This is a genomic window from Streptomyces sp. MB09-02B (assembly GCF_033794485.1).
GTDB lineage: Bacteria > Actinomycetota > Actinomycetes > Streptomycetales > Streptomycetaceae > Streptomyces.
In genome coordinates this window covers 1-12,206 of sequence record NZ_JARGEE010000276.1, presented here as the reverse complement: position 1 = coordinate 12,206, position 12,206 = coordinate 1, and the positions used below count along the sequence as shown (strand labels likewise).

Below are 12,206 nucleotides of genomic sequence, written 5' to 3'. Positions count from 1 at the left end.
GGGCCGGCGGGGTGGCCGGCGGGGTCGCGGGTGCCGCCGCCTTGGCCTTGTCGATGGCGTCCCGAACGGCCTTGCCCAGCGAGGCCGCCTGTTCGGCGGAAAGCTGACCGTTGTCCGCCTTGACCACGGCGTCGAGCAGATCGGTCACCGGCTGCAGTACGCCGCCGAGGTCACCCAGCCCCTTGAGCTGTGCGAGGAGCGCGTCCGCGCCGGGGACGGGAGCGGCGGCCGACCGGGCGCGGTCACGCGTCGCCCCGGCGTCGGCCGCGAGGGCGGCGGGGGCGGTGACGCCGAGCAGGAGCGTGGCGCAGAGGGCGGGGACCGCGAGACGCCGTGCGGGCAGAGCACGCATGGATGTTCCTTTCAAACGGTGCGACGGATTGTCTTTGCACCTTGTCTTTTCACCGTGAAATCGGTGTTCTCCGTCTGCAACCGAGGGGCCCCATTCGGGGCAACACGAACCGGCCGCCCTCCCTGCGGGGAGGACGGCCGGTTCGGGTGTCAACGTGCGAACGTCAGTCCGGGGACGTCAGTTTTCGAACGTCAGCCGTTGAAGCACTTGTTGCCGAACGACGGGTTCAGCAGACCGATGATGTTGACGGTGTTCCCGCACACGTTGACCGGCACGTGAACCGGAACCTGAATGACGTTGCCCGACAGCACGCCCGGGGAGTGGGCGGCGAAGCCCTTCGCCTCGCTGTCGGCGGTGGCGACGCCGGCGGTGCCCGCCACGGCCGCGGCAGCAACGGAGGTCAGGGCCAGGCCCTTCGCGATACGCGACATGGAGAGGTGCTCCTTGGAGTTGATGCAAAAACACTCGGGCGGGGATGCCCGGCGCTGGAGTCAACGCGCGGCAGGCGCCGGGGGTTGTGCCTCCAAAGGGGTGATCTCCCAAATCGCTTGCTTCACCGTTCCGACACAGTTGGCATGTTCCGCGAATACATACGCATAGCGGGTTAGAGTTGCGCACCTCCCCGGGCCGCCGCGGCCTTTATCAGATCCGCAGATTTTCGACACGTCGACAGTCTGCGGAATTACCCCGACAAGCACCCGAACGAGCTCCCGAAAGGGCACCGACGGTCATGCGAATTCATCCGGGTCCTCTGCTGCGCCGCGCTTGGGTGGGCTGTTGCGCCCTGGTCGTCCTCTGGGGCTCTCCCGCGACGGCGGCCCCGACCGCTCCCTCTCCCGAGGCCGAGCGCCTGGCCTTCACCCAGCGCTACCGGGCGCTGCAGCACGGCGGGATCGTCCGCGCGGCCAACTCCTCCATCACCTGCCGCACACCGGCCATGTCGGCGACGGCGACGGCGACGTGCGACGACGCGCGCGGGGGGCGCAAAGCCGTGAACGACGACTTCGACATGTTCTACATCGACGTCGACCGGGACCCGAACACCTACAACTCCAGCCGGGGCGAGGTCCGACTGCCGCCCGGCGCGCGGGTGTCGTACGCGCGGCTGTACTGGGGCGGGAACCTGCGGGTCGGTGAGCAGAAGCCGCCGAAGGACAACGGGCGGGTGCTGATCGCGGAGCCCGGGGGCGCGTACAAGGAGGTGCTCGCGGACTCGGTGGTGGGGCACCGGGTGACGCCGGACGCGGACGCGTTCCAGGCCTCGGCGGACGTCACCGAGCTGGTGCGGTCGAGCGGGTCGGGGCTCTACACCGTGGCGCAGGTCAATGTGGCGATGGGCCGGTCGGCGGCCGGGGCGTGGGGTGGCTGGACGCTGACCGTGGCCTACGAGAACCCGTCGGAGCCGCTGCGGCACCTGGCGATGTGGGACGGGTTCGACACCCTCTCCACGGGCCTCGACACGCTCCTGACGGGTGGTGAGCAGCGGATCCGGCTGACCGGTGCCGCGCTGCCGGAGCAGGCACGCGGGACCGTGGGACTGGTCGCCTACGACGGGGATCGCGGGAGCGCGGGTGACTCGCTCACTGTTTCGACCGGGCGGGGCCCGGCCGTCTCGCTCGGGGACGCGGCCAACCCCCTTGACGATGTCCTGAATTCGACGATCAGCCAGCCGGGGCCGGTCGTCGCGGGGCGTACGCCGGCGTACGCGAACACCCTCGGATACGACTCGGACGTTCTCGAACTGGACGACGAAATCAGGCGCGGCGGTGACCAGTTGGCCTTCCGGCTCGTTTCGCAGCGGGACGCGGCTTGGGTCGGGGCGCTCTTCGTCGCCGTCGACGCCAAGCCGTGACGCGCGCCGCCCGGCGCCGCCCTTGAGCGAGGAACCCGCATGCAACTGTCACCAAACGACCCTCCGTCGCGGGTCCTGCACCTCACCCAGCCGGTCGACGGCGGCGTGGCCCGTGTCGTGACGGACCTGGTGCGGGCCCAGCTCGCCGAGGGCCTGTGCGTCGCGGTGGCCTGCCCCGACGGTCCGCTCGCCCCCGAACTGCGCGCGCTCGGCGCCGACGTTCGGCACTGGGCGGTCACCCGGTCGCCGGGGCCCGCGCTCCTGTCCGAGGTGCGCGGGGTACGGCGGGTCCTCGACGACGTACGGCCCGATCTGGTGCACGCGCACAGCGCGAAGGCCGGGCTGGCCGGCCGACTCGCCGTACGGGGGCGCGTGCCGACCGTGTTCCAGCCGCACGCCTGGTCGTTCGAGGCGGTGGACGGCGCGATGGCGGCGCTGGCGCTCGGATGGGAGCGAACGGGGGCGCGTTGGGCCTCGCGCGTGGTGTGCGTCAGCGAGGCGGAGCGGATCACCGGGGAGCGGGCCGGGGTGCGGGCGCGCTGGACGGTGATCCCGAACGGGGTCGACGCCGGGCGCTTCCACCCCGCCGCCGTCGACACGGTGCGCGCCCGGATCCCGCTGCTCTCCGGGGTCGATCCGGCCGCGCCCCTGGTGGTGTGCGTGGGGCGGCTGTGCCGGCAGAAGGGGCAGGACGTGCTCCTCGCGGCCTGGGCAGAGGTGCTGCGGTGCGTACCGGGGGCGCGGCTGGTGCTGGTCGGGGACGGGCCGGACAGCGAGCGGTTGCGGGCCCTGGCGCCCGAGGGTGTGCTGTTCGCCGGGGCGGTCGCGAACACGGTGCCCTGGTACCAGGCGGCCGATCTGGTCGTCCTGCCGTCGCGGTGGGAGGGCATGGCGTTGGCGCCGCTGGAGGCCATGGCGTGCGGGCGGCCGGTCGTGCTCACCGAGGTGGACGGGGCCCGCGAGAGTCTGCCGACCGGCCAGGAGCCGGTGCCCGTCGAGGACCCCGAGGCGCTCGCCGGGGCCGTAGCGCGGCTGCTGCTCGACCCGCTGCTGCGGGAGTCGCTCGGCCACCAGGCGCGCCAACACGTACTGACCACGCACGACGTACGGCACACGCACGAGGCCGTCGCGGGCGTGTACCGCGAACTGCTCGGCGGTACGGACGGCCGGCGCGGGGAAGCCACCGAGTGCAGGGAGTCCATCCACACGTGACTGCGGAACGTACGGAAAGCACCGTCCCCTCCTCCGGTGGGCAGCAACGCGAGTTCGGCGGCGCGTCCGTCTCGGTGGCCCCGCCGCGCGAGACCGTCGGCGGCCTGACCTTCCCGGCCGGCCGGCGACCCGTCGCCCGGCCTCCCTCAGGGCTGCCGTTGCTCGCCGTGGACGGCGGCGCGGCCCTGCTCGCGGTACTGGCGGTCACCGGCGACACGACACCCGGGCGCCCCCTGATGGCGGCCGCCCTGGCCCTCGCCGTGGCGTGGCTGAACACGCGGGCCCGTCTCTACCGGCCGCCCGCCGTGCCCACCGCGCTCGACGAACTGCCCGCCGTGTGCGGGCGGATCGTGCTGGGCTGGTGCGTGCTCGGCGCCGGTGTGGCCGCGCACTCCCCCGATCACGCCCTCGCCGCCCATGAGCTGGCCCTCGGCTGCGCGCTGCAGTCGGCGGCGGCCTGCGTCGGCCGGGGCACGGTGCACTGGCACCGACGCAGGGCGCTGCTGAGGCGCCCCGGGGCGGCGCTGGTGGTGGGCCCGGCGGCGACCGCGCAGCGCGTGGCCGCCGCGTTCCTGCGCCACCCGGGGTGCGGCATCCGGCCCGTCGGTGTCGTCGCCGACCAGGGCGGCGGGAGCGAGGGCCTGCCCGTCCTGACCACCGCCGAGGAGGTGCGGCGGGCCGCCCTCCAGAACGGCGTGCAGGCCGTACTGGTCGTCGGCTCGCGCACCGAACGCGCCCCGCTGCTGCGGACGTTGCAGGACGGCGGCTGCGCGCTGTGGGAGGTGGACGCCGAGTCCCCCTCGTACGACCGGGACGGCTCGACCGAACTGCTCGCCGGGTTCGCCTGCCGTCGGCTGGAGCTGGCGGGCAGTCATGAGACGGTCGGCAAGCGGCTGGTGGACGTCGTCGTGTCCGGGGCGCTGTTGCTGCTGGTGAGCCCGCTGCTGCTGGTGTGCGCGGTGGTGCTGCGGCTGAGCGACGGGCCCGGTGTGGTGTTCCGGCAGGAGCGGATCGGGCGGGACGGGCTGCCGTTCACGCTGCTGAAGTTCCGCACCCACCGACCGGCCGACGCGCACGAGGCGGCTACCCGGTGGAGCGTGGCGAACGAGCGGGAGATGGGCTGGTTCTGCCGCTTCCTGCGCCGCACCTCCCTGGACGAGCTGCTCCAGCTGTGGAATGTACTGCGCGGCGACATGAGCCTGGTCGGCCCGCGCCCCGAACGGCCCTACTTCGTGGCCAAGTTCGGGCAGACCTATCCGGGCTACGCGGCCCGGCACCGGATGCGGACCGGCATCACCGGACTGGCCCAGGTCACCGGCCTGCGCGGGGACACCTCCATCGAGGACCGGGCCCGCTTCGACAACGCGTACATCGACAACTGGTCGCTGTGGCAGGACTTCTGCATCCTGGTCCGCACGGCCGCCGCGCTCGTCCGTCCGACGGGGAGCTGACCGTGACGTCTGCGCGCGCTGCGGCGCCCGTCCTGCCCGTGGTCGCCGTGGTCGCCGCGCTCGCGCTGCCGATCACGCCGGACGCCGAGGGTGGCGCGACCCCGGCCGACGCCGTCTCCGGCCTCCTCGTGCTGTGGTGCGCCGTACGACTGCTGCGGGACCGGCGGCGCCCCCTGACCCCTGCGGCGGCGATGGTCCTCGGCCTGCCGGTGGTCGGGCTCGCGCTGGCCGCGGCCGGGGCGGGCGACCCGGGGGCCGGGCTCGCCGGGCTCGGCCGGTACCTCCAGGTGTTCGTGCTGGTGCCGATGGCCGTCCTGCTCTGTGTCCGCAGCCGGTCCGACTTCCGGGTGGTGGCCTGGTCGTTCGTGGGGCTCGCGCTGTGGCAGGGCGCTGTCGGGGTGCACCAGTACGCCACCGGGACCGGGGCCAGCTACGCCGGTGAGGACATCCGGGCCGTGGGGACCTTCGGGGCCGGCGACGTGATGGGGATGGCGACCGTGGTGTCGTTCGGGCTGGTGTGCGCGGTGGGTCTCGCGCTGGCGCCCGCGACGGCCGAGCAGCGGGCCTGGGCACTGGTCTGCTCGGCGCTGCTGGTGCTGCCGCTCGCGGTGTCGTTCAGCCGGGGCGCGTGGATCGCCACGACCGTGGCGTGCGGGCTCCAGGTCGTGCTGGCCGGGCTGCGGCGGGCGGTGACGGTCTTCGCGGCCGTGGCCGCCGTGGGTGTGGTCCTCGTCGGCGGGCTCGGCATCGGGTCCGCGATGCTCCAGGAGCGGATCAGCAGCATCACCCGGGTCGCCGACGCGCCGGACCAGTCCGTCACCGACCGGTACACCATGTGGGCCGCGGCCGTCGGCATGTGGCGCGACCAGCCGCTGACCGGCGTCGGGTTGAAGGGCTTCCCCGAGCACCGCGACGGCCACGCCTCGCTGGCGCTCTCCTCCGGCAGCGACATCGCGGGCGCCGGCACGGCCTACCAGAAGCAGCCGCTGCTCTCCCCCCACAACATGTACCTCCTGGTCCTGAGCGAGCAGGGGCTGATCGGCCTGCTCGCCCTCGGGGGGAGCTGGCTGGCCCTGGGGGTGTGCGGGGCGCGGGGGCTGGTACGGGCCCGCCGCGAACGCGGGCCGGGCGGACACGAACGCGGGCCGGGCGGACACGAACACGGTGTCGGCGGGCGCGGACACGGACACGGTGTCGGCCGGCGCGATCGCGGTCCCGGTGGGGTCGACTGCGGGCTCGTCGCCTGTGGGCTGGTCGCGTGGGTGCTGGTCGACTTCGCGTACGCGGACATCGGCGGGCCGACGACCGTACTGACCGCCGTGTGCTTCGGGCTGGTGGCGTGGTGGGCCCTGGCGGACCGGACGGCCACGGGCACCGCGCCGGTCGGGGCGGCCGCGGTCCGCGGTCCGGAGGAGGCCGGCGCGCGATGACGTCGACGCCTCCTCGCGCACCGCGCGGGACACCTCCGCAGCCACCGCGCCGGGCACGGACGGCTGCCGGCCCCGCAGGGCCGACGCCTTCCGGGCCCGCCGCCCCGGTGGCGTCGGCCTCCCCGGTGGTCGGTCCTACGGTGCCCGGCGCTCGGGCGGCCGATCTCACGGAGGTCGCGCCCCCCACTGGCCGGTTCCTCGCCAAGGCCACGCTCGTCACGGCGGCGCTCACGGCGGCGGCGGCCCTGCTGGGGCTCGGCCGCGATCAGGCGCTGTCGTACCTGTTCGGGGCCGGCAGCGAGACGGACGCGTTCCTGGTGGCCTGGACGGTGCCGGAGTTCGCGGCGACGCTGTTGATCGAGGACGGCCTGGCGTTCGTGCTGGTGCCGGCGTTCAGCGTGGCCGTGGCCCGCCGTGCCCGGGGCGGCGTGGGCGACCCGGTCCGCTCCCTGGTCGCCTCGACGCTGCCCCGGCTGACGCTGGCCTTCGTCGCGGCGGCCCTGCTGCTGATCGTCGGCGCGCCCTATCTCGTCGAGGCGCTCGCCCCCGGTCTGCCCAACCCCCGGCTGGCCGTCGACTGCACCCGGTTGACCGGCACCTGCGCCCTCTCCTTCGGCCTCGCCGGCTACTGCAGCGCGGCCCTGCGGGCCCACCGCCGGTTCGTGGCGCCCGCGGCGATCTACGTGGCCTACAACGTCGGGATCATCACGGCGATGTTCGTGCTCGGCGGCCGCTGGGGAGTGCGGGCGGCGGCCGTGGGCGTCGCGGTGGGCGGCGTGCTGATGATCCTCACCCAACTTCCGTCCCTCCTCAGGCAGTTGCGCCGCAAGGAGCGGGCGCCGCAGGAGCCGGGAGCCCTGGCGGAGGCCGACGGCGACCCCATCCGCCCCGTCGAGTTCGCCCTCATCAGCACCGTCCTGCTCTTCGCGCTCTGCCGTCAGTCCCAGGTCCTCATCGAGCGTTTCCTCGGCTCGACGCTGCCCGCCGGAGCCATCTCGCACCTCAACTACGCGCAGAAGGTCGCGCAGATCCCGATGACGTTCTCGCTGATGCTCTGCACCGTCACCCTCCCGGTGGTGGCGCAGGCGATGGCCGAGGGCGACACCGAGCGGGCCCGCAGCCGGGTGGAGAAGGACCTCGCGCTGGTGTCGTGCATCGTGCTGCTCGGCGCGGCGGCGATCTTCGCGTGCGGCCCGCAGATCATCGAACTGCTCTTCCAGCGGGGCGCGTTCACCGCCCGGGACACGGCCGCCACCGCCGCCGTGATGCGGGTGTACGCCCTCGGGCTGCTCGGCCACGCCCTGGTGAGCGCACTGGTCCGCTCCTACTTCTCCGCGGGTCGGCCCACCTGGTACCCGCTGGTCGCCATGACCGCCGGCATCGTCGCGACCTCGTGGATCGGGGCGGCCACCGTCGGTTCCTGGGGCGTCCTCGGCATCGCCGCCGCGAACGCCGTCGGCATCACCCTGACCGCCCTGCTCCTGCTGTACGGCATGGGCGGCCGGGCGGTGCCGATCCGCACCCGGCAGGTGGTGACCGAGATGAGCCGACCGGTGCGAGCGGCCGTGGCGGCGGGCGTGGTGGGGATGTACTGCGCCGACCGGATCGACTCGCCCGTCCTCGGCCTCACCGTCGGCGGCGCGGTCGTCGCCTTCGTCTTCGTCCTGCTGGCCTGGGCCATGGGCGCCTCCGGCGTCACGCCCGCACTCCGTTCCGTCACACGAAGGCTCGCCGATGTCCGTATCCGCTGATCGTCCGTCCGTGCCCGCTGATCGGCCGTCCGTGCCCGCTGATCGCGCGCCCGTCCCCGCCGGGCGCTCGTCCGCGTCCGCCGGTCGCCCGTCCGCATCCGATCACCCGGCCGTCCCCGCCGCCCGTCCGCGCGTCTCCGTCGGCCGTGGACAGGCGGGGGCCGCCCCCGCACCCCTCTGGGTGGCCATGTACCACTCCGTGGGCGACTGCTCCGACGACCCGTACCGCATCACGGTCTCGCCGGATCGCCTCGACGCGCAGCTGGGCTGGCTGCGGCGGCGGGGACTGCGCGGGGTCGGTATGGCCGAGCTGCTCGCCGCCCGGGCCCGGGGCGAGGGCCGGGACCTGGTGGGGCTCACCTTCGACGACGGGTACGCCGACTTCGTCGACAGCGCGCTGCCGCGCCTGCGGGCGCACGGCTGCGGGGCCACGCTCTTCGTGCTGCCGGGACGGCTCGGCGGCGAGAACGCCTGGGATCCGCTGGGCCCGCGCAAACCGCTCCTCGACAAACAGGGCATCCGGGTGGCCGCCGCCACGGAGGGCATCGAGATCGGCTCGCACGGCCTCACCCACGTCGACCTGACGAAGGCGGACGACGAGACCCTGCGCGCCGAGACCGCCGACAGCAGGGCCCTGCTCTCGGAGTTGATCGGCGCTCCGGTCCAGGGCTTCTGCTATCCGTACGGCACCCTCGACCAGCGCGCCGCCGACGCCGTACGGGACGCCGGGTACGCCTACGCCTGCGCGATCGACCCCGGCCCGCTCAACGGGCCGTACGCGCTGCCCCGGGTGCACATCGGCAAGGAGGACACGGCCCTGCGGCTGCTGCTGAAGCGGAAGCTGCACCGGCTGCGCCGGCGTCCCGTCGAGGGGGTCTGAGTCGACGTGAAGGCGCTGCACATCATCACCGGCCTGGGCGTCGGCGGCGCGGAACAGCAACTGCGGCTGCTGCTGCGCCACCTGCCGGTCGACTGCGACGTGGTGACACTGACCAATCCGGGCCCGGTCGCCGACGGTCTCACCGCCGACGGCGTCCGCGTCACCCACCTCGGCATGGCCGGCAACCGCGATCTCGCCGCGCTCCCCCGGCTGGTGCGGGTGATCCGTGCGGGCGGCTACGACCTCGTCCACACCCATCTCTACCGGGCCTGCGTCTACGGCCGGATCGCCGCCCGGCTGGCGGGGGTCCGCGCGGTCGTCGCCACCGAGCACTCCCTCGGCGACTCGCAGATGGAGGGCAGAAGGCTCTCCGCCGGAGTCCGCGCCCTGTACCTCGCCAGTGAGCGGCTCGGCCGGTCCACGGTCGCCGTCTCGCCGACCGTCGCCGACCGGCTGAAGCGCTGGGGCGTGCCGGCCCCCCGGATCGAGGTCGTACCCAACGGCATCGACCTCGCGGGCTTCCGCTTCGATCCGGACCTGCGGGAGCTGACCCGGCGGCGCCTCGGGCTGCCGGAGGACGCGTACGTCGTCGGGGGCGTGGGCCGGCTCGCGGCGAGCAAACGGTTCGACGTGCTGATCCGCGCCCTCGGCCAACTACCGGACGACTGCTGGCTTTTGGTGGTCGGCGGCGGCGCCGAGGAGAGCGTGCTGCGGCGGACCGCCCAGCGGGCCGGGGTCGCCGACCGGGTGCTGCTCACCGGGGAGCGCCCGGCGGCCGGGGCCCCCGGTACCGATCTGCCCTCCCTGATGAACGCCATGGACGTGCTCGCCTCCCCCAGCGCCGAGGAGGCCTTCGGGCTCGCGGTGGTCGAGGCGATGGCGTCCGGGCTGCCCGTGCTCTACGTCTCCTGCCCGGCGATCGAGGACCTGCCACCGGGCGCGACCGCCGGCGCCCGACGCGTCCAGGGGGGCGCTGAGTCGTTCGTACGCGCCCTGCTGGACGTCCGCGCGCAGGGCGCACGCCCCCGCGCCGTCCCCGCCGCCGCCCAGCACTACTGCATCACCCGCAGCGCCGCCCAGCTCATGGACGTGTACGCGGCCGCCGTCTCCAGCACGCCCTCGCCGACCCCGCCCCTGGGAGTGAGTTCCGTATGACCGACCGTACGACTGACTGCACGACCGACAGTACGCCCGACCGTCCGTCCGACAGCCCGACCCGTGGGTCGGCTCCCCTCGCCCGCGGCAGGTCCCTGCCCCCCTGGTCCCTGCTCGCCGCGGGCGCGCTGCTCGGGGGGCTCGCCGGGGGCGCGTACGGCGTGGTGAAGGCGCCCGTGTACACCGCCACCAGCTATGTCGTCGCTGTGCCCGCCGAGGGGTCGGACCCCCAGTCGGCGCTCGGTTTCGCCCAGGCGTACGGGCGCGTCGCGACGCAGGTCGCGGTGCTCGGGGACGCCCAGGTGTGGGCGGGGGTGTCGGTCGGGACGCTCAAGAAGAACGTGCGGACGGCGACGTCGCCGGACGCGCCGATGGTCGCCGTGTCGGCCACCTCCGCACGGCCGGACCTCGCCGCCGACATGGCCAACGCCGTCTCCCGCGCGCTGACCCGGCACGCGAACGACTCCGAGCGGTCGACGCGCGTCGAACTGCAGGAGTTCGCCCGCGCGACCAGGCCGACCGAGGCGTCCTCGGCGTCGTCGACGGTGACCGGCCTGGTGGGCACCGCCGCCGGCGGGCTGCTCGGCGGGCTCGCCCTGCTGGTCCGGCCCCGGCGCGCCCCACAGACCCCACCCGCCGCTTCCGTACCGGGCCCCGCTCTCGCCGCAGACACCCGCGGACAGCTGTGACCAGCGCTCTGCACACGGGGGCGAGCACCACCCTGCGCGCCGAACTCTGCACCGACGAGGGCGAGTTCGGCGAGCTGACCGAGGCCTGGGACCGGCTGTACCGGCGCTGCGGCGCGGCCACCCCGTTCCAGAACCACGCCTGGCTGCACTCCTGGTGGTTGTCCTACGGCACCCCCGGCAGACTCCGTCTGGTCCTGGTCCGCGACGGTGCCGAACTGCGCGCGGTCGCCCCGCTGATGCTCGTACGGCGTCCGCTGCCGACCCTCGTCCCGCTCGGCTGCCCCATCTCCGACTTCGCGGACGTGCTCCTCGACGACGAGTACGCCGAGCAGGCGTCGGCGGCGCTCGCCGAGGGGCTGTCGGCCGTCGCCCGGACAGCGTTGATCGACTTCCGCGAGGTACGGCCGGGCGCCGCCGTCGAACGGATCTACGACCACTGGCGGGGTCCGCGTCGCAAGGTGGCCGACTCGGTCTGCCTGGAGCTGCCCGCCCAGCCCATGGACGAGTTGCTCAAGCGACTGCCCAACTCCCGGGCCCAGCGGGTGCGCGCCAAGCTCCGCAAGCTCGGTGACCTCGGCATCGAGCCGCGTGCCGTGCGCCCCGACGAGGTGGACGCGGCGCTGCGGACGATGCTGGACCTGCACCGGCTGCAGTGGCAGGACCGCAAGGTGACCACCGAGCACATGCGGCCCCGTTTCTCCGAACATCTGGTCCGCTCGGTCGGGCCGATGGTGCGCTCGGGGGATGCGGTGGTGACCGAGTTCCGGCTGGGCGGCGACGTCCTCGCTGTCGACGTCACCCTGCTGTCGCGCCGGCTGGCGGGCGGCTACCTCTACGGCGCCCACCCTCGGCTGCGCGAACGCAAGGCGGACGTCGCCACCATGCTGCTCGACGCCTGTGCACGGCAGGTCGGCTCCGGCGCCCAGCAGGTACTGAGCCTGCTGCGGGGCGCCGAGCCGTACAAGCTGCGCTGGCGCCCGGACACCGTGGTCAACCAGCGGCTGCTGCTCGCCCGCCGCCGCACCGCACCGCTGCTGTCGGCGGCGGCCTGCGACGCGGCGGCCCGCGGCCAGGGCAAGGAACTGGTCCGCCGCTGGCGCGCGCGCAAGGACGCGAAGGGCGCGGAGGGTACGAAGAGCCCGGAGAGAGCGAAGGGCTCGGAGAGCACGAAGAGCCCGGGGGGCGCGAAGGTCCCGGCACGTGCGGAGAACCCGGGCCGGAAGGACCGCGGTGGCGGCGGGCGGTGAACCGCCCGCCGCCGGCCGCGGGTCACCGGTAGCGCGCCCACCAGTCCGTGCGGATGCAGAGCTTCCCGCCGATCCAGTACTCCACCCAGTCGCCCAGCTCCAGCGGCGAGCAGTTCGGCGGGCGTACGGGCGTGGTGGGAGCCGGCTTCGGCGTGGGGGTCGGCGTCGGGGTGGGCGTGGGTGTCGG

10 protein-coding genes and 1 pseudogene are annotated in these 12,206 nt (G+C 74.3%); 9 read left to right on the top strand and 2 right to left on the bottom strand.

Annotated features, from left to right (window positions below):
- Nucleotides 1–352: pseudogene (locus tag P1P70_RS30370) on the bottom strand (hypothetical protein); the annotation flags it as partial.
- A gap of 191 nt (nt 353–543) precedes the next feature.
- Nucleotides 544–783, bottom strand: a complete 240-nt coding sequence (locus tag P1P70_RS30365) for a chaplin (protein WP_319243415.1) — start codon at nt 781–783, stop codon at nt 544–546.
- 299 nt (nt 784–1,082) lie between these two features.
- Between P1P70_RS30365 and P1P70_RS30360 the strand changes: the two genes are divergently transcribed.
- The 9 genes from P1P70_RS30360 to P1P70_RS30320 all read left to right on the top strand — a co-directional run bounded on the left by P1P70_RS30360 (nt 1,083) and on the right by P1P70_RS30320 (nt 12,019).
- Nucleotides 1,083–2,204 (top strand): DUF3344 domain-containing protein, encoded by a 1,122-nt coding sequence (locus P1P70_RS30360; protein WP_319243413.1) that lies wholly within the window; start codon nt 1,083–1,085, stop codon nt 2,202–2,204.
- 39 nt (nt 2,205–2,243) lie between these two features.
- Nucleotides 2,244–3,416 (top strand): glycosyltransferase, encoded by a 1,173-nt coding sequence (locus P1P70_RS30355; protein ID WP_319243410.1) that lies wholly within the window; start codon nt 2,244–2,246, stop codon nt 3,414–3,416.
- Nucleotides 3,413–4,867: an exopolysaccharide biosynthesis polyprenyl glycosylphosphotransferase gene (locus P1P70_RS30350; RefSeq protein WP_319243407.1), complete on the top strand. Its 1,455-nt coding sequence runs from the start codon at nt 3,413–3,415 to the stop codon at nt 4,865–4,867. Before P1P70_RS30355 ends, P1P70_RS30350 begins: the two co-directional genes overlap by 4 nt.
- A gap of 2 nt (nt 4,868–4,869) precedes the next feature.
- On the top strand, nt 4,870–6,297 hold the full coding sequence (locus P1P70_RS30345) for an O-antigen ligase family protein (protein ID WP_319243404.1): 1,428 nt from the start codon (nt 4,870–4,872) through the stop codon (nt 6,295–6,297).
- Nucleotides 6,294–8,048: a murein biosynthesis integral membrane protein MurJ gene (locus P1P70_RS30340; RefSeq protein WP_319243402.1), complete on the top strand. Its 1,755-nt coding sequence runs from the start codon at nt 6,294–6,296 to the stop codon at nt 8,046–8,048. The genes P1P70_RS30345 and P1P70_RS30340 overlap by 4 nt, the downstream gene beginning before the upstream one ends.
- A gap of 187 nt (nt 8,049–8,235) precedes the next feature.
- Nucleotides 8,236–8,928, top strand: coding sequence for a polysaccharide deacetylase family protein (locus P1P70_RS30335; RefSeq protein WP_319243417.1), 693 nt, complete (start codon nt 8,236–8,238; stop codon nt 8,926–8,928).
- 6 nt (nt 8,929–8,934) lie between these two features.
- Entirely contained in the window at nt 8,935–10,083 is a 1,149-nt protein-coding gene (locus P1P70_RS30330) for a glycosyltransferase (RefSeq protein ID WP_319243399.1), read from the top strand.
- Nucleotides 10,080–10,772: a lipopolysaccharide biosynthesis protein gene (locus P1P70_RS30325; RefSeq protein ID WP_319243396.1), complete on the top strand. Its 693-nt coding sequence runs from the start codon at nt 10,080–10,082 to the stop codon at nt 10,770–10,772. Before P1P70_RS30330 ends, P1P70_RS30325 begins: the two co-directional genes overlap by 4 nt.
- Nucleotides 10,769–12,019, top strand: coding sequence for a GNAT family N-acetyltransferase (locus P1P70_RS30320; protein ID WP_319243394.1), 1,251 nt, complete (start codon nt 10,769–10,771; stop codon nt 12,017–12,019). Before P1P70_RS30325 ends, P1P70_RS30320 begins: the two co-directional genes overlap by 4 nt.
- Nucleotides 12,020–12,206: the final 187 nt, after the last annotated feature.